13 protein-coding genes are annotated in these 23,574 nt (G+C 64.3%); 3 read left to right on the top strand and 10 right to left on the bottom strand.

Annotation, left to right across the window (positions count from 1 at the left end):
* Positions 1 to 54: 54 nt before the first annotated feature.
* A complete protein-coding gene (locus X750_RS156845; RefSeq protein ID WP_156932369.1) occupies positions 55 to 12,297 on the bottom strand; it encodes a hypothetical protein in 12,243 nt (4,080 codons plus the stop codon).
* A gap of 268 nt (positions 12,298 to 12,565) precedes the next feature.
* Between X750_RS156845 and X750_RS156840 the strand changes: the two genes are divergently transcribed.
* Positions 12,566 to 13,105: an invasion associated locus B family protein gene (locus X750_RS156840; protein ID WP_023746989.1), complete on the top strand. Its 540-nt coding sequence runs from the start codon at positions 12,566 to 12,568 to the stop codon at positions 13,103 to 13,105.
* 55 nt (positions 13,106 to 13,160) lie between these two features.
* On the opposite strand, the gene X750_RS156835 is transcribed toward X750_RS156840, so the two are convergent.
* From X750_RS156835 to X750_RS156795, 9 genes are all read right to left on the bottom strand, one after another.
* Complete coding sequence (locus X750_RS156835) at positions 13,161 to 14,669, bottom strand: aldehyde dehydrogenase family protein (protein ID WP_023685709.1); 1,509 nt, start codon at positions 14,667 to 14,669, stop codon at positions 13,161 to 13,163.
* Between the two features lie 20 nt (positions 14,670 to 14,689).
* The gene (locus X750_RS156830; protein ID WP_023672951.1) at positions 14,690 to 15,034 is read right to left on the bottom strand and encodes a cupin domain-containing protein; all 345 of its coding nucleotides are present in this window, start codon (positions 15,032 to 15,034) and stop codon (positions 14,690 to 14,692) included.
* A 23-nt stretch (positions 15,035 to 15,057) separates the two neighbouring features.
* Positions 15,058 to 15,399: a cupin domain-containing protein gene (locus tag X750_RS156825; RefSeq protein WP_023746990.1), complete on the bottom strand. Its 342-nt coding sequence runs from the start codon at positions 15,397 to 15,399 to the stop codon at positions 15,058 to 15,060.
* A 21-nt stretch (positions 15,400 to 15,420) separates the two neighbouring features.
* The gene (locus X750_RS156820; RefSeq protein ID WP_023672949.1) at positions 15,421 to 15,771 is read right to left on the bottom strand and encodes a cupin domain-containing protein; all 351 of its coding nucleotides are present in this window, start codon (positions 15,769 to 15,771) and stop codon (positions 15,421 to 15,423) included.
* Positions 15,768 to 17,042, bottom strand: coding sequence for a glycosyltransferase (locus X750_RS156815; protein ID WP_023746991.1), 1,275 nt, complete (start codon positions 17,040 to 17,042; stop codon positions 15,768 to 15,770). The genes X750_RS156820 and X750_RS156815 overlap by 4 nt, the downstream gene beginning before the upstream one ends.
* 9 nt (positions 17,043 to 17,051) lie before the next feature.
* Positions 17,052 to 18,125 (bottom strand): ABC transporter ATP-binding protein, encoded by a 1,074-nt coding sequence (locus X750_RS156810; protein WP_023746992.1) that lies wholly within the window; start codon positions 18,123 to 18,125, stop codon positions 17,052 to 17,054.
* Entirely contained in the window at positions 18,122 to 18,913 is a 792-nt protein-coding gene (locus tag X750_RS156805) for an ABC transporter permease (RefSeq protein WP_023672946.1), read from the bottom strand. Before X750_RS156805 ends, X750_RS156810 begins: the two co-directional genes overlap by 4 nt.
* A 186-nt stretch (positions 18,914 to 19,099) precedes the next feature.
* The gene (locus tag X750_RS156800; protein WP_023746993.1) at positions 19,100 to 19,942 is read right to left on the bottom strand and encodes an ABC transporter permease; all 843 of its coding nucleotides are present in this window, start codon (positions 19,940 to 19,942) and stop codon (positions 19,100 to 19,102) included.
* Positions 19,943 to 20,036: 94 nt separating this feature from the next.
* Positions 20,037 to 21,101: a spermidine/putrescine ABC transporter substrate-binding protein gene (locus X750_RS156795; RefSeq protein WP_023746994.1), complete on the bottom strand. Its 1,065-nt coding sequence runs from the start codon at positions 21,099 to 21,101 to the stop codon at positions 20,037 to 20,039.
* Between the two features lie 235 nt (positions 21,102 to 21,336).
* Here X750_RS156795 and X750_RS156790 point away from each other — a divergent pair, with 235 nt between their 5' ends.
* Positions 21,337 to 22,275: a GntR family transcriptional regulator gene (locus X750_RS156790; protein WP_023685712.1), complete on the top strand. Its 939-nt coding sequence runs from the start codon at positions 21,337 to 21,339 to the stop codon at positions 22,273 to 22,275.
* Between the two features lie 10 nt (positions 22,276 to 22,285).
* Positions 22,286 to 23,569, top strand: coding sequence for a glycosyltransferase (locus X750_RS156785; protein ID WP_023746995.1), 1,284 nt, complete (start codon positions 22,286 to 22,288; stop codon positions 23,567 to 23,569).
* Positions 23,570 to 23,574: the final 5 nt, after the last annotated feature.

Raw genomic sequence — 23,574 nt, forward strand, 5'->3', positions numbered from 1 at the left:
GTCGATATCAGATTCAAAAAATATATTTCCTAAGACGAAATCCAAGGTTGCTGACTACGGTGTCGCGGCAGGCAGCAGTGGCAGCGGCTGGTTGAAGAACGTCCGGGTGTCCGTCAGTGCCGTTGCCCCGCCATTGACGGTTTCGATACCGGCCTCGCTCGCCTGCGGTACGTTGATCGTGCCGTCGGCGCCGCCGAGGCCGTCCGCGAAGAAGCGGATGGCATTGGCGTTGTTGACGTTGGTGATGGTGTTGGCATGAACGTCGGCATTGATGATAGCGCCGGCAAATGTGGCGGTGACCGTGATGCCGCGGCTGTCGGCATTGTCGCGAATGGTGTTGTTGGTGACCGTCGCGTGCACGGTGCCCGGCTGCACGAGCTGCGTGATCGAGACGCTGTCGCCACCGCCTATGCCGTTGACGCCGATGCTCTGAATAATGTTGTTGTCGATCAGCACCTTGGCGACGCCGAGGCTTTCATGCCCAACCCTGATGCCGTTGCCGGTTCGCGATCCCGAGGTTGCTACGCCTTGCGTACCGATGACGTTGTTGGCGATTGTGCCGTCAAGCGTCCGTGCGAGGTCGCCGCTGCTGAACAGGTTGATGGCCGTCGAGTCGCTGTTGGTGACGGTGTTGTTCCGGACGGTGAAATTCAGATTGCCGCCCGTGCCGGCGCCGGAATTGCTGCTCTGGGTGAGGTTGATGCCGTTGTTCAGATTGTTGAATAGATTTCCCGTGGTCTCGCCGATGTGAGCATTGACGGTGCCGTCATTGGCAATGACGAACAGACCGGTTCCAGGGATGACTCCCGGTCCGGGATAGGCGTTGTTGCCGGTGAAGGTTGCGCCGTCGACGGTCAGCGTCATCGTCGGCGCGCCGGCGACACCGGCGCCGTCCGCCTCGAAGATGAAGTCGCTGCCGGCATTGTTTGAGGCGCCGTTGTTCGAGAACGTGCCGCCGCTCACCACCAGGTTCGCCAACGTGCCGCCGGAATTGATGACCTGCACGTTATGGGTGAATGAGTTGGAGACCGTGAGGTTGGTGAACGTGGTGACGTGCGAGGCGTTGCCGGTAAGTTCGTTGAACAGGATTCCGGACTCGGTGTTGGCATCGGCATTGCTGTTCAGGGTCAGACCGTTGAGCACCACACCGTTGACGCGCAGGCCCTTTATGCCGTTGCCCGCATTGTCGCTGATAATCATGTTGCTCAGGCTGACATCCTGAGTGTCGGTCAGGCTGACGCCATCGCCGGTCGAGTTCTGGATCGTGCCGCCGCTGCCCCCCGTCGCGCCGGTGCCGGTCACCACCAGATTGCCGCTGGTGCCGGTGTTGTTGAGCACGATGCCGTTGGCTGCACCATTGGACGCAATGCTCCTGAACGTCACGTCGCCGGCGCCGATCGTCGTGTTGGCGACATTAAGGGCCGTGCCCGTGCCGGACACGATGGTGTTGCCGGTGCCCTGCACCGTCATCGTGCCGCCGGTGGTGGCTGCCGGACCGGGGCCGGTGGCGCTGAAACCGGCGCCGCTGGTCGTGGCGATGACCAGCCCGCCATTGGTGAAGTTGATCGTCGCGCCGGCATTGTCGCTCAGGCTGACGCCAGCCGCCGTGGTCGAGGTGATCGATTTCGACGCGCCGGAGAAGGTGATGATGCCGGCGACATTGTCGTCCAGCAGGATGCCGATCTGGCCCGCCGCATTATGCGTGATGTTGCCCGACAGGGTGATGTTGCCGGCGGTCAGGGCGCGATCCTGGATGTTGACCGCCTGGCCGGTGCTGCCGCTGGTGATCGCGCCGGCATAGGTGAAGGCCGCCGTGCCGCCGCTGTTGGCGGTGCCTAGGCCATCGCCGATACGGATCACGGCGCTTGTTCCGCCCACCAGCGCGCCGGTGCCGAGGTCGATCGCTCCCGAACCGGTGACGGTATCGAGGATGACGGCGCTGGTGCCGCCGGCGCCTTTGTTCGTGGAAGCGAAGGTCACGCCGCCCGCCGCGATGGCAACGCTGTCAAGGTTGACCGCGACGCCGCTGCCGGTCGAAATCGTGTTGCCCGAGCCGATAACGGTCACGGTGCCAGTACCGTTGCTCGTGGCGTTGAAGCCGGTGCCGGAGGTGGTGGTGATGGCTAGGCCGCCGCCGGTGAAGTTGACCGCGGTGTTGGTGTTCGCCGTCAGGTCGACGGCATTGTTGGCTCCGGTGGTCAGTATCTTGCTGGCGCCGGAGAAGTTGATCGTGCCGCCGGTGTTGGCGTTGACGAGGATGCCGTTGGCCACGCCGCCGGTGGCGCTGAGAGTGCCCGACAATGTCGTGGTGCCGGCGGTGCGGGTGGAGATGCTGACGACGTTTCCGGCCGTGGTCTTGGTGACCGAGCCGGCATAGCTGACATTGGCCGAGCCGCCGGTGACCAGGAAGGCCGCGCCGGTCGCGCCGCCGAGCGCACCGGAGCCCAGGCTGACAGTGCCGGCGCCGGTGACATTGGTCAGCGACACGTTGTTGGTGCCGCCGGTCGAATTGGTCGAGGTGAAATTGATGCCGGTGGTGGTGGCGATGCCGTTGAGGTTGACCGCCTGCGCGGAAGTGGAGCTCACCGTGCCGGTCGTCACATTGACCGTGCCGCCATTGCTGGCGCTGAATCCGGTGGTGCCGTTGGTGACGATGTCGAGGCTTGCGAAGCTGACGGTCGAGGCCGTGGCGCCGTTGTTGATTGCGACTGCGGTGCCGGTCATCGGCGTCGTGGTGCCGAGATCGACCGTACCGGTGAAGCTCACCGTATTGGCCGCCGTCGCGCCGGAAATGCTGATGCCGCTCGCAGCGCCGTTGGCGATCACCGAGCCGGCGAAGGTGAAGCTGCCGCCAGCGCGGGTCGAGATCGTGGCCGCCGCGCCCGACGTGCTGATGATGGAGCTGGCGCCGTCGAAGCTGATCACCGCGTTGCCGCCGGTCACCGAAAGGCCGCTGCCGCCCGATATGTCGACATTGATACCGGCAATCGTGCCGCCAGCGCCCGACGCGCCGCCGAAGGCGATGCCGGTGCCGGTCGCCGCCGTGGTGATGTTGACGTTGGTCAGCGTCGTCGTGCCGGTGGTGTTGTCGAGCCTGAAGGCAATGCCGGTGGCGCCGGTGCTGGTGACGTTGGTGATGGTGCTGTTGGACGCGTTCAGCCACACATCGCTGGCGTTGCCGGAGAAGGTAACGTTGTTGATCGTCGTGCTGTTTGACGGCGTGATCTCGATACCCTGCGTGGCAAAATTGCTGATAGTCATGTTGCTGATGACGGTATTCGCAGCGCCCGCGCCATTGTCCTTGATGCCGCGCGCGGCACCCGCCGGGCTGCCATTCAGGATGAAGCCGTCGATGATGTTGCCGCCGGCGCCGAGCGTGATGACATTGTTGCCGGCACTCGTGGTCAGCGTCGCGGCGCCATTGGGCGTCTGGTCGATGATCGAGATGTTGTTGCTGGCGAGCTGGATGGTGGAGGGCACCGTCAGCGCCAGGTTGATGTTGCCGTTGCCGAAGCCGCGCAGCTGCTCGCCGATGGCGAGCGCCAGCGTGTCGTTGCCATTGCTGCCTGCCGCGGTGATGACGCCGCCATCGTTGACGAGGACGAGAATGTCCGTCGAGACTGCTGCTGCTTCGGCGGTGGCCAGCGTCGCGAGATTGTTCTGGTCGCGACCGCTGCCGTCACCGGTCGCGGACGCGCCGACGAAATAGACTTTGCCGACTCCGAAGCCCAGGCCGGGAGCCGACTGGAAGTTCACATCCTGGAAATTGTAGGTGCCGGCAACCGGCGCACTGGATGCGTCGATGCCTACATTGGCGCCGATGGTCGAGAGCTGGTCGGTCGCCGATTCGCCGTCGCCATAGGTGAAAGCGAGGTTGGTGGCGCTGTTGAGGAACACGCCGGTGTTGACCCCGGCTATGCTCGAACTGGCGCCGCCGACCACGGCATCGCCGAGGCGCACCGTCTGGCCGCCGATGGCGCCGCGCAGGTCGACGCCTATCGAGGTGCCGGCGGCGGCATTGGTGACATCGAAGTCATTGGCCGTCAGCGCCGCATTGATGGTGGCACCGTTGAGGTCGAAGGCCACGCCCGTGGTGCTGTTCAGGCCGATGTCGAGATCGTTGAAGGACAGCGCCGCGCCAAGCGTGCCGGAAACATCGACACCACGCGTGGTGATGCCTTGCAGGTTGACCGTGCCGAGAATGATGGCGCCGCCGCCGGACGAGGCGATATTGGTCAGCGAGATGCCGGTTGCGGCGGCAGTGGCCGAAACACTGTCGAAATTCATGCCCGCAGCGCCAATCGCAACGCCATTGAGGTTCAACGCGGTGCCGCCGGCCGTCGTGGTGATGCTGTTGTCGCTGAGGAGCGCGCCGACGCTGACCGTGCCACCGCCGCTGGCGTTGAAGCCCGTGCCGGAGGTGGTGGTAATCACCAGGCCACCCGTATCGAAGTTGATCGTCGCGCCGGTGTTGGTCGTCAAGTCGACCGCCGTATTGGCGCCAGTGGTCAGCGTCTTCGTGCCACCGCTGAGAGTGATGGTCCCGCCGGAGTTGCCGTGGACATAAATACCATTGTCGAAACCGCCGGTGGCGCTGAGCGCGCCGGACAGTGTGACCGTGCCGCCGGTGACGCCGGAGATGTCGACGATCTTGCCGGTGGTGGTCTTGGTGACCGTGCCGCCATAGCTGACGGTCGCAGCACTGCCATTGAGCAGGAATGCGACGCCCGAAGCGCCGCTCAATGCGCCGGATCCGAGGCTGACTGTTCCGGTGACATTGGCCAGGCCAACATTGTTGGTGCCGCCGCCCGACGAGGTCGAGTCGAGCGCGATGGTGGCGGCGACGCCGGAGAGGCTGATGGCCTGGCCGCTGGTCGAATTTACCGTCTGGGCTGCAGCGGAAGCGGTGATGCCCATCGTGCCGCCGGTCCCGACAATGCCGGTGCCGCTGGTGGTATCGATGGTCAGGCCGTTGAGGAAGTTCACCGTGCCGGCGCTTTGCGAGAAGCCGACGCCGCTGCTCGTGTCGATGTTGGCGAGGCTGGCGATGTTGAGGTTGCCGCTGACCCAGTTGATGCCGCCGCCGGTCGTCGCGACGTTGTTCACCGTCACCGTGTTGAAGGTGAACGTGCCGGTGTTGGCGCCGGTGACGTCGATGCCGAAGCTGCCGGTGCCGGTGATGCTGGTTGCGCCGGAGACATTCACCGCCCCGGTGACGCCGTTGAGGATGATGCCGCTGGTGGCGCCGCTCGAGGTGATGCTGTCGAAATTGACGCCGCCGGCGCCGAGTGTGCCTTGCAGCGACAGCGCGGTCTGGCCCGTGGCGTTGATCGTCGTGGAACCGGCATTGGCGACGGTGAGGCCATTCAGTCCCGAAAGGCTGAGGCCGGTGGCCAACGATGTCGTGATGTCGAGGCCGCCATTGAAGTTGACCGCAGCTGCCGCGCTGCCGCCCGAAATCGAAACGCCGTTGCCGCCGGTGATCGTCACCTGGTCGGTGAAGGTCACCGCGCCGCCGGTGCGGTTGGCGATATTGATGCCGCCACCGGTCAGCGTTCCCGGAGTGGCGCTGTTGGGCAGGATGCCGCGCGACACCGAAATGGTGCCGGTGCCGCCGTTGACGTCGAGCAGCGTGCCGGCAACGTTGATGTTGTTGTTGATGATCGACAGATTGCCGTTGAGGCCGGCGACCTGGATGGCCGTCTGACCAGCGGCGACGTTGCTGATCGTCACGCCTTCGATGGTGATGCCGCTGGCATTGCTGAAGCCGACCGCGCTCTGATCGATGAGGAAGGCGGCACCGGTCGCGCTGCTGAAGTCGAAAGCGGTGTGGCGCACGGCGTTGTCGCCGAGCAATTGCATCAGGTTGGCCGTCCCGCTGACCACGGCCTCGTCGCCGGTGATGTTGCCGCCGGTGGCGCCGAGATTGCCCTGGACGTTGGCCGGCTGGATCGTGCCGGTCGAAACCACATTGCTGTTGCCGAAGCCGGTGATCGTCTGGCCGGAATCGAGCGTGAAGGCGGTGGCGCCGAGATTGATCGTGCCGACGAAGGCGAAGTTCTGCGTGCCGGTCAGCGCATCGGCGGCGGCGAGCGAAATGGTGTTGACGCCCATGCTGAGATTGCCGGTCGTGCCGGCGGCGATGAAGCCGCCCGACTGCGAGACCAGCGTGATCGAACCGGGCGCGGTGGCGAGGTTGGCGCTGCCGGTGAAGAACACGTCGTCGAAATCGTAGTTGCCGAGCGTCGGATCGAGACCGACCGCGTTGACGGTGAAGCCGCCGGCGGCGGCGATGATGAAGGATTCCAGCCCGTCGGTCGAATCGCCGTCGCCGAAGGTGAAGTTGGCATTGGCGGAGGTCGCCGTGGTCTGGCCGGACGACAATTCGACGCCGATGCCGACATTGTCGATCTTCGAGCCCTGCAGGAAGGTGATGACCTTGTTGCCGGTGGTCGACGACAGGTCGATGCCGCGCGAGGTCAGGTCGCCCAGGCCGGTGATCGTCGTCAGGCCGAAATCGGCCGTCGTCGAGGAGCCGCTGAAGTCGATGCCGGTCTGGTTGGCGCCGACATCGTCGATGGTGGTCGTGCCGAAGCTGACATCGTTGTTGGTGCCGGCGAAGTTGATGCCGGCAGTGCCGCTCGTGGTGCCCAGCGTGACCTGGGTCGTGCCGAAGGTCACCGGGCCGGCATTGCCGACAATGTTGATGCCGATGCCGCCGGCGCCCGTCACGGTCACCGCCCCGAAGGTTGCCGATGCGGTGCTCGCGACACCGGAGACGGACAGGCCGGTGCCCAAGGCATTGGTGATCGATAGCGGGGTGGTAACATTCAACGTTGCGGTGCCGATCAGGCCACCGACCACCGCGCCGCCGCCACCGCTCGCCGACAGGGTCGGGCCGGTGAAGCTGAACGCACCGCCTGCCGGGGGCAATGTCGAGCCGATTGCGAACAGATTTCCGGTGCCGGTCGACGTGACGCTGCCGCTGAACTGGGCCGAGCCGCCGATGGTGCCGTCGATCTTGACCGCCGTGCCTGGTGCTGTTGCCGAGCTGGAGATGTTGGCCGAGACCGTGATCGCGGCGCTGCCGCCAAAAACCACGACGCCGTTGCCGGTGCCGGAACCGGTGATGGTGCCGCCGATGTTGATCGTGCCGGTGTTGTTGGTCAGGCTGACGTCGTCGCCCGAAACCAGCGTCGTCACCAGATTGTTGACATTGACCGTCGCGGCGCTGCCTTGCACCACGAAGCCGGGGCCACCGCCAACAACCGTGTCGATCGTCGTCGTGCCATTGAAGGTAACGGCGTTGGCCACGTTGGTGAGGCGGATGGCGTCGCCATTGACGCGATTGATGTCGACAGCGCCGAAGGTGACGCTGCCGCCGCTGGTGTTTTCGATGAGGATGCCGGTCTGCACGGCGCCGCCTGAGCCGTCGACGGTGACGCTGTCGAAAATGACGCCGCCTGCGCCGATGGTCAAACCGCCGGCGCCACCGAGATGGATGCCGTTTTCGACAGGGCCGAGCCCAGATGCGGTCGTGTTGGTGCCGGTGACGGTGAGCGTGCCGCCATTGATGGCGCTGAAGGCAAGGCCGCCATCGGTGGTGAGGTCGAGCCCGCCGGTGAAATTGATCGTGCCGCCGGCATTGCCGGTCAGGTCGATGGCGTTGGCCGCGCCGGTGCTGGCGGTGATTTGGCCGGCGAAGGTGGCGGAGCCGCCGGTCATGCCGCTGATCATGACCGCGCTCGCGGCACTCGTCTGATTGATGGTGCCGTTGTAGGTGAGGTTAGGCGTTGCTCCAAGAATGCTGAGCGCCGTGCCCGTCGTGCCGGCGATCGAACTCGCATTGTCGAAGGTCAGCGTGCCCGTGGAACCGCCCGTGACGCTGACGCCGATACCGGCGCCGGTGATATCCAAATTGTTGAAGGTGCCGGTGCCGCCGAAGTTGCTGGCCAGCAGGCCGGTGCCGCTGACGCCGCCCATCGTCGTGTTGGTGATGTTGATCGCACCCGTTGCGCCGGTCAGGTCGATGCCGGTTACGGCGCTGCCGATCGTCACCCCGGTGATGGTGGCCGCGTTTACATTCGATCCGTTGATCGCCGAGCCCGAACCCGCATTGCTGACGCTGAGGTCGGCGACGCGGTTGCCGTTGGCGAGATCGATGGTGCTGCCGGCCGAGTTGTTGAGAGTGGCGGCGCCATTGCCGAACGGATCGACCTGGGTGCCCGAAGTAACCACCTCGGCGCCGGTGACGTTGGCCGGCGGCCCGCCGAGAGCGACGGTGTTGCCGTTGGCGAAGGAGACGATCTGCTGGCCGTCGGCAAGCGTGAAGCCGTCGGCATCGGTGTTGATGGTTCCAGCGCCGTTGTTGACAAGGACGAAGATGGTGTTGGCTTCGGTCGTCAGACCGTCGGCGGCGTCGGCGTTGATAAGGTCGCCAACGCTCGCGCCGGAGCCGGTCCCGGTGTTTGCTGCGCCGACGAAGATGACGTTGGCGGTGTCGAACAGCTGCGGGCCGACCAGATGGGTGGCGTTGAAGGCATAGGTGCCGTTGCCGGCTAGCAGGCCGCGCATGTCGAGCGAGGCGGTCGTCCCGGTGATCGAACTGGTGCCGACACCGGCGCCGAACGAGAAGGTCGTGTTTGCGCTGGTGCCTGCCGCGCCGTTGGTGCCCATCTGGACGCCGGTGCCGGCGGAGATCACACCGGTGCCGATCGTCACCGAGCCGCCGGTGGTGCCGGAAAGGTCGATGCCGGTCGAAGTGCCGGCGCCGGTGATGTCGAGCGAGGTGGCGGTGAAGGTCGACTGGCTGCCCGACAGGTCGAGCCCGGTCTTGCCGGTCGGCAGGCCGGTGATGTCGATGTTGGCGAAGCTGATCGTGCCGTTCGTACCGGAAATGTCGATCGCGTTTTGGCCCGGCTGGTCGATCGCGACATCGCCGAAAGTGATGGCACCGGAATTGGCAGCCAGTATGATACCAGAGCCAGAAGGAGCGGTGACCGTGACATTGCCGCCAAAGCCTACCGTTGCCGAGCTATTCTGGATGACAATGCCGTTTGCGACGTTCGAAATCGTCGTCGAGCCGGAGATATCGAAGCTGCCGGTGACGTTCGTGAGGCCGACACCGGTCCCGCCACTAATCTGGTTGAGGCTGGTCAGCGTGACATCGAGCCCAATCTGGGATGCGCTGAATCCGTTGCCGCCATTGCCGGAGATCGTTCCGCCAGTGGTCGTCAGCTTGCCGGCGCCCGTCGATGTGGCGTCGACGCCACTGCCGCCATTGACCTTGGCGTCAAGCGTCTCGAAGCCGTAGGTACCGTTGCCGTTGATCAACAGGCCGTCGGTGCCGTTGTTCGACAGCGTCGTCGTGCCGTTGAACGAATAGGTTCCGTCGCCCTGGATCGACAAGCCGGCGCCGCCATTGTTGGTCGAGCTGAGGTTGGTGGCGGCAACGGTATTGGTGCCGTCGAACAGCAAGCCGTTCAGGTCGGCGCCGCTGACGGCTAGGCCCGTCATTGTGACATTGCTGACGGCGCTGCCGTGAACCGCGTTGCCGCCACCGGTATTGGACAGGTTGAAGTCGAGCAGCGAGGTATTGTTGGCGAGCGTCACCGTGTCGCCGGCACCGCTATTGGTCAGCGTGGCTGCGCCGCCGGCGTCGGAGACGGTGCTGCTGTGCACGACATTGTCGCCCGTCACATTGATCGGGATGCCGCCGAGCGAGAACGTGCGGCCATTGCCGAACGAAGCCAGCGTCTGGCCGGCGCTCAGCGAGAAGCCGTCCGCATCGTCTATGTCCGTGCCGCGATTGACCAGCACGAAGATCGCGGTGCCGTCGGTATTGGCATCGGCCGTCGCGACCGTCGCCAGGTCGAGCAGCGAGGATCCGGTGCCCGAACCGGTCGCGGTCGCGCCGACGAAAATCACATTCTGCTGGTCGAACAGCTGCGGGCCGCTGAAGGTCGTCGAGCCGAAAGCATAGAGCCCGAGCGTCTGGTTGAGCCCCCGCGCGTCGAGCGAGGCGGTGATGCCGGCAATCGAGCCGCCGCCGAAACTGAATTGGGCATTGGCCGAATTGGCCAGCGAGCCGGAAATGCCGAAGCGCACGCCGGTATCGACATTGGCGATCGCGCCGCCATCGGTGATGACGATCGTCGCCCCGCCCGCGCTCGGCGAAGACAGATCGATGCCGATCGAGCCGGCGGCGCCTGTGCCAGTGATGTTGAGCGACTGCGCCCTGAAATTGGTCTGGCTGCCGGAGAAATCGAGGCCGACGCCGGAGCCGAGGCCAGCAATGACGATGTTGCCGGCAATTATCGATGTGTTGGCGCCCGCAAACACCGTGCCGTCCGAGCCGGGATTGGTGATGTTGATGTCGCCGAAACGGATCGCCGCCGGCGATTCCGTGATCGCGATGGCGGGTCCGGTCGTGTTCGAGATCGTCGTCGCGCCGTTGACGGTGAAGTTGCCCGAGACATGATCGAGGACGACGCCCGATGCGCCGCCGGTCTGGGTGATCGAATCGAGCACGATATGGGCGGTGATCGGATCGATGAAGACACCGACGCCGTCGTCGCCGAGCGCCTTGTTGCCCGACACCTGGCCGCCGGTGATGGTGATCGAGCCGGCGACCCCGGTGCCCTTCACGGCAATGCCGGCATCGTTGTTGTCGAGCGCGTTGAGGGTGGCGAAAGTGTAGGTGCCGTGGCCGGTTATATCCAGGCCGTCGTCGCCATTGCCCTGCAGCAGAGTCGTGCCGGTGAAATTGTAGGTGCCGTCGCCTTCTATGTGCAGGCCGTCGAGGCCGTTGCCCGTCGCGGTGAAATTCGAGCCGTTGACGCCGGTCGAGGTGCCGGTGAAGTCGGCGCCGTGGCCGGCCGTGCCGGTGACGGTGACGTTGGTCAACGTGGCGCCGGTAATGTTGTTGCCGAAGATGCCGTCCTTGCCGCCTGTGATGATGATGCCGCTCAGCGTGTTGCCGTTGGCGAGCGTCAGGACGTTGTTGGCGGGGTTGGTGCCCTGGAGGGTGCCGTTGGATCCGCCGAAATTGTAGGTGCCGATGCTGCCGTCGACGAGCCGCGCCTGGACGCTCCCGCCACCGCCGATGACGGTCTGTCCGTTGGCGAGCTTCACGCCGGCTGTCGTAATGTTGCCCTTGCCGCCCAGTGCGACGACGACGCCGTTAGCGCCGGCGCCGGCGACTGCATTGTCGAGCGTGGTCGGGTCGCCGATCGTGCCGAGGCCGAGCGCGTCGTTATCGCCATCGGCGAAGAAGAACTGGCCGAGTGCCGTGTTGGTGGCGGCATTGATCGCCACCCGCGTCGACGTGCCGGTGACTTTGTCCTGGCTCTCGATGCGAACGCCGATGTCGCCGCGCACGCGCTCGTTGACGCGTTTGCGCAGGCCGGGGCTGACCGGATAGACCGGCTCGGCGCCGTCATCGGCCGAAGACGAGCCCTTGTCGAAAGCGTTGAGCGGCACCGTCAGCCGGATGCTGCCGGCGAACTGGGTGTCATCGCGGTTGTCGTTGCGCACCTCGCCGGTGAAGGTCAGCGACGTGCCTTTGCCGACGACGTCGCCGATCGAATATTCCAGGCCGGCCTTGCCGCCGGTGATGCTGCCGTCGTCGCCGTCGGGATCGCCGAAATGATAGGCGCCGACATCGAAACGCAGTGAATGGTTCTCGGGCAGGTTGAGCGGCACCTGAACGCCGACCTCGCCCTCGATGCCCCAGGCCGCGTAATCGCGGTGGGCGATGGCCGATATCTGCTCGATCAGCTGATGACCGACCAGCGACAGGCTCGACTCTTGCCCGGCCGTGCTGCGGTCGCCGCTGATCGGCAGGTAGACGTTTACGTGCGCGTCGTATTTTGAGGTGATGGCCTCGAGGCCGAGCGTCGAGGCGACGAACTGGTGGCTGTCGTGATTCTGGATGTTGAGATAGGCGTAGCCGCCGATCATCAGGTCCGGATTGACGATGCGGCGAACGCCGAGGCCGACGTCCTGGCCGAAACCGTCGTCGAAATCGTATTTCGAGCGCACATCGAGAAAGAGAACGGATTCGAGGTTCTGCTTCAGCGGCAGGAAACCCTCGATCGCCGTGTTGCCGCCATTGTTGTTGGCGCCGATGATGGCGCGGACCTGCGGCTGCCACAGTCCGGTGTCGCCGGCATGGGCGGCTATGCCGGAAAGGGCAAGTGCCAGAGTGGACAGCGCAGTCGTCTTCCAGAGATGTCTGGAAAAACCTGACCGGCGATACTTGGTATTCGCCCGGAACCTTCTTCCGTGCGTCGCCATGTCATTGATCTGCCGAGTTTTCTCGGTCGTCTCCATCTCTTGCGAACCCCGACGAGTACACGCTCCGTCGATAATACTATCCGGATTCCAGTGTATAGCGAGCATCGATTGTTTGCTTTACACGTACAAGATTTCAAAGTTGTTTATTGTGGTAATCCAGCAACAGTAATTTAGCCGGCGCTCATGTACCGTATTGGCTTCCCCGCCAGGCTCGGCTGTTGTATCAACGCGCTCGGCGAAACCCTGACACGAGGATCGGGTGGCTTCATTGCTGAGAACCGTTTGTGGGCGGGCCGCCTGGGTCGGCGCGCTATGGCTGGTCGTGTCGGCAGGGTCGGTGCTTGCCGAAGAGCCGAAGTCAACCAAATCTGCCGAGACGAAGCCTGCAGAAGGCAATCCGTGGGCGCTAAACTGCGCCAGCGGATCGGCCGGCACCGAGCTTCAATGCCAGGTCTCCCAAAACCTTACCGAGGCCAAGACGGGGCAGCGCGTTCTTACCGTTACGCTTCGCCGCGACAATGGCAACGGCAACCTCGCCATGCTGCTGGCCTTGCCGCACGGGCTGTTCCTGCCTTCCGGCGCCTCGTACCAGATCGACCAGGGGCAGAAGACGACCATCGCCATCCAGACCAGCGACCAGAACGGCGCCTATGCCGCGACCCATTTGTCGGCGGACCTCGTCAAGGCGATGAAATCGGGAACCAACCTGAACATCGGCATGGAGTCGGTGACGCGCAAGCCGGTGACCATTCCGGTCTCGCTTGCCGGATTCACTGCCGCGATCGACAAGCTTCAAGCGTTGAAATAGCCGGCCTATCTCGGCAGATGCGTAAGCATCAGCTTACGTTGTGGACTGGCCGGGCTCACACGTGCTTGCGGCCGCCTGTCTCGCGGAACCAGCTGTCGGGGTAGGGGTACCACCAGTCCTGGATCGCCGGTCTGTGGTCGATGATGACCATCTTGGAGCGTCGGAAGGCGTCGAGTCCCTGGCGTCCCAGCTCGCGGCCAAGGCCTGATGCCTTCCAGCCGCCGAAGGGCAGGGCGTCATTGTCGATCAGCGGGTTGTTGACCCAGACCATGCCGGCCTCGAGCCGCTCGGCCGCCTCATGCGCCTCGGCGAGGTCGGTGGTGAACACCGAGGCGCCAAGCCCGAACGGGCTGTCATTGGCAAGCCGGATCGCTTCGTCGAAGTCCTTTACGCGGCAGATGGCGGCGACCGGCCCGAAACACTCTTCGCGCACGATCGCCATATCGGGTGTAACCCCGGTCAGGATCGTAGGCTCGTAGAACCAGCCAGTGTTGTGCGCCGGCGGAATGCGCCCGCCGGCAACGGCTATAGCGCCGTTGCTGATGGCATCATCGACCAGCCGCATCACTTTCGCTCGCGCGGCCTCGCTGACCAGCGGGCCGATCTCGGTCTTGTCCATGCCATTGCCGATGCGCAGCGCCCGCGTCTTCTCGGCGAACAGCTCGACGAAGCGATCGTGAACCGATTCGACGACGAAGAAGCGCTCGGCCGAAGTGCACACCTGGCCGGTGAGGTGGAAGGCTGCGGTGACGCTGCCGGCAGCGGCCACCTCCAGCGGAGCGTACTCGCTGACAATCAGCGGATCGCTGCCGCCGGCTTCGATGACGCAAGGCTTCATGCGCTCGGCGCAGGCGACTGCCACGGCTTTGCCGGCGGCGACCGAGCCGGTGAAGGCGACAGCGTGGGTGCGCTCGGAGGCGATCAGCGCCTGCGCGGTGGCGGCCGTGCCAGGCAGGCAGGCGACCAGCCCTTCCGGCAGTGAACGGAACACCGTCATGTAGTCCAGCGTCGACAGCGTCGTCGCTTCGGCCGGCTTGATGACGCAGCCATTGCCGGCGGCAAGCGAGGCCGCAACGGTCCAGCACATCAGCAGGATCGGGAAGTTGTAAGGCATGATGTGCACGGAGACGCCATACGGCTCGTAGCGCGCATACTGGAACGACCCGGCCTGCGTCGTACCGGCGATCTTGCCGGCGTCGTCGCGCGCCATCTCGGCATAGTAGCGGAAGATCGGCGCGCAATTGGCGATCTCGCCGATTGCTTCGGGATAAGGCTTGCCCATCTCGCGCACCATCAGCTCTGCGCAGCGGGTGAAGTCCGCCGCCTCGATGGCGTTGGCGACCGCATGCAGATGCTTTGCCCGGCTCTTGGCATCGAGCTTCTTCCAGGCGGCTTGTGCCGTGGTTGCGGCACACAGCACCGCATCGACCTCACCGTCCGTTGCGGCGGAGATCGAGCCGACGGTCTCCAGCGTCGCCGGATCGATCACCGGTTTTGCCGTGCCGGTCATCGGCCGGTAGTCCGGATTGACGAAGAAAGCCGGCCGTTCAGCGGAGAATTGCATGGTCGTCCTTTCAGGTCCGCTCAGCGGATCATGTAGACCTTCTTGATGGTCTCATGAACGGTGCAGACGCCTTTCCAATTCTGAGGAAAGAACGCCGCCGTGTCCGGCTCGATCTGGATGACCTCGCCCGATTCGTGCACATAGGTGCAGCGGCCCTCGAGGAAGTGGCAGAACTCGTCGCGGGTGACATGGCAGTGCCATTTGCCGGGGGTGCAGACCCACAGGCCGCATTCCGAACGGCCCTCCGGCCCCTTGTAGAGCAGCTTGCCCGAGGTGTGGGACACGCCCTCGATCATGGTCGGGATGACGCCCCAGTCGACGAGGTCGGTGATGGCAAGCGGGGATTGCATGATGGGCGTGGTCATGGCGATTTCCTTTAAAAAAGTGCTCAGCGGCACATGAAGGCCCTGGTCAGTGTTTGCGTGATGGTGGAGGTGCCGGCCCAGCCGGCGGGGAAGAACACCAGCATGCCGGCCTCGACCGGGATCTCTTCGCCATTCTCGCGGACATAGGTCCCGCGGCCCGACAGGAAATGGCAGAACTCGTCGGCGGCAAAGGTAACCTTGCGGCTGCCTGGCGTGCACGACCACAGGCCGCATTCGCTTGAGCCGTCCGGGTTCTGCGAGAGGATCCTGCCCGAGGCGCGCGGCGAGCCGGCAAGCGTGTTGCTGCCCCCGCCCCAGTCCTCCAGTTTCACGGTCGAGGCCTTTGGCCAGTGCGGTGTCGGCATATTGGGAAGCTCCGTTGCTGTTCAAGCCAGCATGTAGACGTTGCGCATGGTCTCATGCACGGTGCATTCGCCTGTCCAGCCGGCAGGGAACATGACCACGGTCCCGGCTGCGACTTCTACCACCTCCCCGGCATCCGACCGGTACGTCGCGCGGCCGGCGACGAAATGGCACAATTCGTCGCGCGGAATCGAGAGCCGCCAGCGGCCGGGCGTGCAGACCCAGATGCCGGATTCCGGCTGGTTGTTGGGTCCTTTGTGGACAAGCCTGCCGGTCGAGTGCGACGCGCCGTCCAGCGCGTCGGACTGGGCGCCCCAGTCGACGAGGTCGGTGCGGGTGGAGGCTTGGTAGAGATGCGGGGCGGAGGAGGTCACAGCAGCGCCTCCAGCAGCCCGGCTGCCTTCTCAGGCCCGTTCTGGGCCTGCATCTGCGCCGAGGTCTTCGCCAGCCTGATCTTCATCTTGGGGTCAGTCAGGCAGGCTTCGATCCTGCTGATCAGCTGGGCGTCGCTCCAGTCATAGCGCGGCATGCCGAAGCCGTGGCCGGTTTCCTGGACGCGGGTGGCGTTGTCGTGGCCGTCCCAGACATAGGGCATGATGATGGCCGGCTTGCCGAAATAGAGGCACTCTGTGAACGAGTTGTTGCCGCCATGGTGGATTACGGCATCGACCTGCGGGATGACTGAAGGCTGCGGAAACCAGCTCTCGACGACGACGTTGTCCGGCACATCCGTGTACAGGTCCTTGTAGCCGCCGACATTGACCAGCGCGCGGTAACGGGTCTTGCCCAGTGTTGCGATTATGCGCTTCAACAAATCGACATCGCCGGCGCCGAGGCTGCCGAAGGAGACATAGAGCAGCGGCCCGTCATTGTTCTCGGCGAAGGTCGGCACGGCGTATGGCTTTTCCTGCCGCACGCAGCCTTCGAGATACTGGAATTTCGTCGTATCAAGCGGATGGCGGCGTTTGAACTTTGCCGCTTCGGGATAGAGCAGCAGATTGAGATAGGGCGAGGTCTCGAAGAACTGACCGACCGGGTATGGCGCTTCATTGTTTGCGGTGAGGAAGGCGTTGAAGTCGTCGTGGATGGGCTTGATCACCGCATTGAAATGATCGCGATAGCGCTGGTGGCCCACATGGTCGTTCTCGCCGCAACCGGAGAGATGCGGCGGGATGTCCTCATCCTCGATCTCGTTTTCCGAGCAGGAGATGACGCGCACCCAAGGCTTGCCGAACTGTTTGATGGCCGGAAACAGGATGACATTGTCGACGCAAATGACATCAGGCTTGATGGCGGCCAGGACTCGCGGCAAATCCTTCTGCGCCCATTTGGCGCTGTCGACGATCGCGGTCCAGCAATCCTTCACGTAATTGTCGACCTGATCGTAGGGCGATTTGCGGAAGTTCGGGATGTGGCCGTTGATGAAGTCTTCCCAGAATTTCGCCATCTGCTCGGGCGGCATCGGCTCCGACAGGTTCACCGGATGCGCTTCGAAGCCGTAACCCTTGTAGACATCGACAAAGCCGGGGTCGGACAGGAACACTGCCTTATGGCCGCGCGCCTCGACGGCTTGCGCGATGCCGACCGAATTGAGCGCCGGGCCGTAGGCCGCTTCGGGAAAAAACGCGATCGTCTTCTGCGCCATCAAGCTCTCCTATTCCTGAAAAATTCTGACATCGGCGGCGTCCCAGCCGAGTTCGACCTGATCGCCCGACGAGACCGGCCGGCGGTCGGCGGCATCGGCGGTGACGCGCACCAGAAATGGTTTTGGCGACAGAGGCGTGCGGACATGCAGCTGCAGGTCGAGCCCGTGATAGGCCAGCGCCTCGACCATGCCGGCGGTGCGGTTGGCGGTCTCGGGTGACGGGAACAGCCGGATGCGTTCGGGTCGCACCGAGGCCACGGCGGAAGCGCCGGGTGTGAGCTTGGCGGGAACCTTGCCGGTGATGCGCGCGCCGTTCGCGGCGATCACGCCATCCGCAGACATCTTGCCCGGTACGAAATTCATCACGCCGATGAAGTCGGCGACGAAACGGTCGGTGGGATGCTCGTAGATCACGTGCGGCGTGTCGCATTGCAGCAGCTGGCCGTCCTTGAGCACCGCCATGCGGTCGGCCATGACGAGTGACTCTTCCTGGTCGTGGGTGACGATGACGAAGGTGATGCCGACTTCGTGCTGCAGGCGCTTCAGCTCCATCTGCATGGCGCCGCGCAGTTTCATGTCCAGCGCGCCCAGCGGTTCGTCGAGCAGCAGCAACCGAGGCCGTTTGACCAGCGCGCGGGCGAGCGCGACGCGCTGCTTCTGGCCACCCGACAATTGCTCAGGCTTACGGTCGGCGAAGGGGACAAGCTCGGTGGTGGCCAGAATGGCCTCGACGCGGGAACGGATTTCAGCTTTCGGCAAGCGCTCCATCTCCAGCCCGTAGGAGACATTGGCGCGCACGCTCATATGCGGGAACAGCGCGTAGGACTGGAACATCAGATTGACCGGCCGCTTGTTGGGCGGGGTCCGGGCGATGTCTTTGCCATCGAGCAGTATGCGGCCGTCGGTTGGCGTCTCGAAGCCGGCCAGCATGCGCAGCAGCGTGGTCTTGCCGCAGCCGGAGGGTCCAAGCAGCGCGAAGAACTCGTTTTCGCGGATGTCGAGCGAGATGCCGTCGACGGCGGTGACCCGGCCGAACTTCTTCGAAACGTTATCAATGGCCAGCAGCGTGCGCGGTTCGCTCATTGGCCGATGATCCCACGGTTGAGCCGCTGCGACAGGGTCAGCGCGGTGATGGATACCGCCATGACGATGGTCGCCAGCGCGTTGATCTCCGGCGTGATGCCGAAGCGGATCATGGCGTAGATCTGCATAGGCAGCGTCGTCGAGGCGCGGCCGGCACCGGCGGTGAAGAAGGCGATGATGAACTCGTCGACCGAGAGCGTGAAGGCAAGCAGAGCGCCGGCAATCACTGCCGGCGCGATGACCGGCAATGTCACACGCCGGAAGGTGGTCAGAGCCGAGGCGCCGAGGTCGGCGGAGGCCTCGACGATCGACCAGTCGAAACTCTTTAGCCTTGCGCGCACCACCGAGCAGACGAAGGCGAGGTTGAAGACGACATGGGCGAGGATGATGGTGTGCAGGCCCATGGTCAGGTTTAGCATGGAGAAGAACGACAGCAGAGCGATCGCCAGGACGATGTCGGGGATGATCATCGGTGCGAAGATCAGCGCCTCGAGACCCCTGCCGTATTGCCGGCGCATCTCGATGCCGATGGCCAGCAGCGTGCCGAGCAGCGTGGCGATGGCCGTGGAGACCAACGCCACGATCAGCGTGTTGAGCGCAGCGGAAAGGATGGCGGAATTGCCGGCCAGCGAGGCATACCATTTCAGCGAAAAGCCCGACCATGCCGTCGGCAATCCGCCTTCGTTGAAGGACAGCGCCACCAGCACGGCGATGGGGATGTAGAGGAAGGCGAAGACGAGGGTGAGGATCGTCCGCATGCCGAGCGTACGGGTGAAGGAATGGGTCATCGCCGGCCTCCGACAATTGGAAGGCAAGCGAACGACCAGAGTCCTTCTCCCTGTTCACGGGTAGAAGATACCGGCAGACAGATGAGGGGCAGCGCTGAGCGTCGCAAAGGTTGACGCCGCCCCTCATCCGCCCCTTCGGGGCACCTTCTCCCGGTGAACGGGGAGAAGGCAAGAATTGCGCAGCGCTCAGCCATCGGCGTCACCCTTTGCCTCAGCCGCACGCCCCGCGGCGCGGTCGGCGGCGAGCGCCTGCGCCATCAGCACCAGAAGCATGATGGCGATCAGCGCCATGGCGAGCGCTGCGCCGAACGGCCAGTCATTGGCAGTCAGGAACTGGTCGTAAACGAGGTTGCCGATCATCTGGAAGCGGCCGCCACCGAGCAGCGCCGGGGTGACGAAATTGCCGATCGACAGCACGAAGACGAAGACAGCACCCGCAGCGATGCCGGGCACGGTCAGCGGCAGGATGACACGTCGGAAAGTGGTGGCAGCGGAGGCGCCGAGATCGCGCGATGCCTCGGCCAGTTCCGGGTTGAGGCGCGACAGCGGCGCGTAGCAGGCGAGGATGACGAAGGGCAGATAGTTGTAGACGAGGCCCGCGATGACCGAGCCTTCGGTATAGAGCATCGAGGGCGGTTCGCCGGTGTAGCCGAACCAGCGCAGCAACTGGGTGATCAGCCCTTCGCGGTTCAGCAGCACGATCCAGGCATAGGTGCGGATCAGATAGTTGGACCAGAACGGCAGCACGGCGAAGAACAGGAAAATTGGCTGCCACCGGCGCGGTGCGGCCGCGATCGCATAGGCTGCGGCATAGCCGATCACCACCACGATCAGGGTCGCGGTGCCGGCGATACGTGCTGAGTTGAGGAAGATGCCGGCATAGAGCGGGTCGAAGACCAACCCGAAATTTTCCAGCGTCAAAGTGTAGTCGATGCCGCCATAGACGCCGCGCCGGAAGAAGGCGAGCGCCAGCACCAGGGCGCATGGCACCACCATCAGCGCGGTCAGCCAGACCAGCGCCGGGGCCATCAGCAGAGAGGAACGAAGTCGGGTCTGGGACAATTTCTCGGGTACCGCTCAGGGCCGGCGGCAGAAGTGCTGCCGGCCGTGAAGTCTGCGCCGCTTACTGCGCGGCCTTGATCTCGCTGACGATCTTGGAATAGTCGCGCTGGGCTTCGCCGACGTCACGCAACTGCTCGAACTTGACGAGATCGGCCACCGGCATCGCCATGTTGGGGAATTTGGCCAGGAAGTCGGCCGGCAGGCTTTCCATCGCCGGCTTGTTCGGCACCTTGTAGTCGATGTTCTGCGCCGCCCAGGCGTGGTTCTTGGCGTCGAGCATGAAGTTGATGAACTTGAAGGCGTCGTCCTTGTGCTCGGACGCCTTCATCACCACCATCGTGTCGACCCACAGGTCCGAACCTTCTTTAGGGATGACGTATTTGATCTCCGGCTTGTCGGCGATGCCGTAATTGCACCAGCCGTCCCAGGCCTGCACCATCAGCGCCTCGCCGGAAACCAGCTTGGAATAGAAGGTGGTGTCGTCATAGGCGAGCAGGGTCTTCTTGGCGGAGATCAAGAGGTCCTTGACCTCGGCCATCTTGGCCGGGTCGGTCTCGTTGACCGAATAGCCCTTGTCGAGCTGCCCGGCGGCCAGCAGCCAGCGATCGGTCGCCAGCATGGTGGTCTTGCCCTTCATCTCGTCGGAAGGGGCGAGCAGGTCGCTCCAGCTCGTGGGCGCCGTCTTGACAAGGTCAGAGCGGTAGCAGAGGCCCGTCGTGCCCCAGGTGTAAGGCACGGAGAAAGCGTTGCCGACATCGTGCGGCAGCTTGGTCGCTTCGGGATAGAGGTTGGCGAGGTTGGGGATCTTGGCATGGTCGATCGGCTCGGTCAGGCCAAGCTTGTTTAATACTTCGGCGAAGGGCGAGGAGACGAAGACCACGTCATAGCCCTTGCCGCCGGCGGCAATCAGCTTGCCCATGATCTCTTCATTGGTGGCGTGCACCACCACTTCGCCCGCAACGCCGGTGGCGGTCTTGAAAGCGGCCATGGCGTCGGGTGCCATGTACCCATCCCAGTTCGAAATAACGAAGTCGGCTGCGGCGGCCGGCACCGAGAGCGTCAGGGCGAGACCGAGAGCGATTGAGGATGTATTGAGCGCACGGCGCCGCAGGCTGGTAGCGGTCATGGCAGTCTCCCATTCGGTTTGATCGTCGAAATCATTTGCCGGACCAAGGCCGGCGACGCGCGCGCCTGCCTCGATCCTGTTCCCTCGGTCTTTTCTCGCCGATTGTGCCGACAGTACTATTGCAGAAAAAAGTACGTCAATCCATAATCTGTCAACCGACGGAGGAATTTGGCCGATTGTCCCTGTTCCGGCGATCAGCCAGACCAATGCGCCACATTCGCATTCGAGAAAAGTCATGCAAGCCGTAGCCAGGCGACCTCGCACCAACCATCTCGATCTGGCGCAGCGCATCCTGGATGTGGCGCGGCAGCGTGGCTTCGAGCCTGGCGCCCGCCTGCCCGAACAGCAGATCGCCTCGCTGTGCAATGTCTCGCGCACGCCCGTACGCGCCGCACTCGGCCTGCTCGCGGAACGGGGCGTGGTGCGCTGGGAGGCCGACAGCGGTTATCATCTGACGGTCGACCTCGCCGCCCAGCCCGCCATTGCCGCCGAACTACCCAGTGCGGAGGAAGACGAGCTCGCCGAAGCCATCCTGCGCGACCGCTCGGCGCGACGGTTGGACCAGACGGTGACCATCGCTGGGCTGATGCGACGCTACGACGCTGATCGCAAGACGGTACTAAAAGCACTTAACAAACTGACCGACGAGAATCTTCTGGATCGTGCGCCTGGGCAATCCTGGTTGTTTCGCCGCGCGCCGGACGATCCGGAGGCGCAAGGCGAAAGCTACGAGTTCCGCCTGGTGCTGGAGCCGGCGGCCATCCTGACGCCAGGCTTTCGGCTGGACGGGGCGCGGGCAGCAATGTTGCGGCAAGGCATGGAAGCGCTTGCAGCGCTGCCGGACGAGACATTCGACACGCGCGAGTTCCAGCGGCTGGACATGGATTTTCATGGCATGATCGCCGAGGGCTGCGCCAACCGTTTTGTGTCGGATGCATTGGCCGATCATCTCCGCCTGCGCCGGCTGCCGGGCATCTATTCCGGCGTCAACGTGTTTCGGCTGCGGCAATCGTTGCGCGAACACTCGGGCATACTCGACTATCTTGAAAGCCGGCAGTATGAGGTGGCTGCCGATCTGCTTCGCATCCACCTGCGGCTCTCCCGCAGCCAGCGACCGCAAGCAGCCAGCCGCGGAGCTCCCGCACTGTTCGGCATGATCAGCCGGCCGGATTGAAGAGGAATAATTGACGCGTAAAGCCAGCCCGACCATCGCGCTGTTTCCCGAAGCCAGTTTCGGCGCCGCGTTGAATTGCGTCGGTATCGCACAGGCATTGCGCGCACGGGGCGCTCGCCCCGTCTTCATCTGCCATGCCGGCTTCTCCGGCGTCTTTACCGACTATGGCTTCCAGGAATACCATCTGCCGACGGATGAGCCGCTGAGCGACAGCGACCGCCAGAGCTATTGGCAGGCCTTCGTGCGCCGGCACCTGCCGCATTTCCGGCTGAGCCCGATCGACCAGCTCGAGACCTATGTCGCGCCGACCTGGCAAGCGATCGTCGACACCGCCGTCAACGCCGAGGCGCCGCTGCGCCAATTGCTGGCGCGGCTGAAGCCGGACGCGGTTGTGCTCGACAACGTCATCATGTTCCCGGCGATCGCCGCCGCCGGCTGCCCGTGGGTGCGCGTCGTCTCCTGTGCCGAGACGGAACTGCCGGATGCCGAGGTGCCGCCCTATCTCTCGGGGATGGGTGCCGACGACCCGCAACGTGCGGCGTTCGAAGCGCGCTATCTCGCGGCCTCCGCACCCGCGCATGAGCGCTTCAACCGTTTTCGCGCGGATGCCGGCCTGGCGCCGTTGCCCAAGGGCCTGTTCCTCGAGACATCACCCGACCTCAATCTGCTGCTGACGCCAGCGATCGTACGGCGTGAGCGGGCCGAGCCGCTCGACCCCAAACGCTTTGTCTATCTCGAAGGCTGCGTGCGTTCGGAAGGGCCATTCGAGGTGCCGGTGTTTCCGCGCAATGGCGGCCCGCTGGTCTATGTCAGCTTCGGCAGCCTCGGCGCGATGGATGTCGGGCTGATCGAGCGCATGCTCGCCGTCTTCGACAGGCTGCCGGCGCGCTTCATCGTCAATGCCGGCGGCCTGCGCGACGCCTATCGCGCGGTGCCGGACAATGTCTATCTCGACGCCTGGTTTCCGCAGCCTTCGGTGGTGGCGAAGTCGGACCTGTTCATCCACCATGGCGGCAACAACAGCTTTTGCGAGGCGCTGCGCTTCGGCGTGCCGTCGCTGATCATGCCCTATTGCTGGGACGGTCACGACAATGCGCAACGCGCGGGAGAGACAGGTGTCGGCGACCATATCGGCCGCGACGCCTGGACGGAAGGGGGATTGGAGAGAGCCATTCTCGGCCTGCTGGCCGACGATGCGATGCGCGCCGGCCTCAGGGACAATGCTGCCAAGATGGCGCTGACCCCTGGAACGGATGTGGCCGCGCAAGCCATACTCTCTCTCATAGGTACGTGAACCAA

This window comes from Mesorhizobium sp. LNJC391B00 (assembly GCF_000502535.1).
GTDB lineage: Bacteria > Pseudomonadota > Alphaproteobacteria > Rhizobiales > Rhizobiaceae > Mesorhizobium.

What these genes read in the sequence shown, in the direction of transcription:
- X750_RS156800 (WP_023746993.1), bottom strand. Translation starts at nt 19,942, where the DNA reads ATGGCCCCGGCGCTGGTCTGGCTGACCGCGCTGATGGTGGTGCCATGC.
- X750_RS156790 (WP_023685712.1), top strand. Translation starts at nt 21,337, where the DNA reads ATGCAAGCCGTAGCCAGGCGACCTCGCACCAACCATCTCGATCTGGCG.
- X750_RS156845 (WP_156932369.1), bottom strand. Translation starts at nt 12,297, where the DNA reads ATGGCGACGCACGGAAGAAGGTTCCGGGCGAATACCAAGTATCGCCGG.
- X750_RS156825 (WP_023746990.1), bottom strand. Translation starts at nt 15,399, where the DNA reads ATGCCGACACCGCACTGGCCAAAGGCCTCGACCGTGAAACTGGAGGAC.
- X750_RS156835 (WP_023685709.1), bottom strand. Translation starts at nt 14,669, where the DNA reads ATGCAATTCTCCGCTGAACGGCCGGCTTTCTTCGTCAATCCGGACTAC.
- X750_RS156805 (WP_023672946.1), bottom strand. Translation starts at nt 18,913, where the DNA reads ATGACCCATTCCTTCACCCGTACGCTCGGCATGCGGACGATCCTCACC.
- X750_RS156810 (WP_023746992.1), bottom strand. Translation starts at nt 18,125, where the DNA reads ATGAGCGAACCGCGCACGCTGCTGGCCATTGATAACGTTTCGAAGAAG.
- X750_RS156795 (WP_023746994.1), bottom strand. Translation starts at nt 21,101, where the DNA reads ATGACCGCTACCAGCCTGCGGCGCCGTGCGCTCAATACATCCTCAATC.
- X750_RS156815 (WP_023746991.1), bottom strand. Translation starts at nt 17,042, where the DNA reads ATGGCGCAGAAGACGATCGCGTTTTTTCCCGAAGCGGCCTACGGCCCG.
- X750_RS156830 (WP_023672951.1), bottom strand. Translation starts at nt 15,034, where the DNA reads ATGACCACGCCCATCATGCAATCCCCGCTTGCCATCACCGACCTCGTC.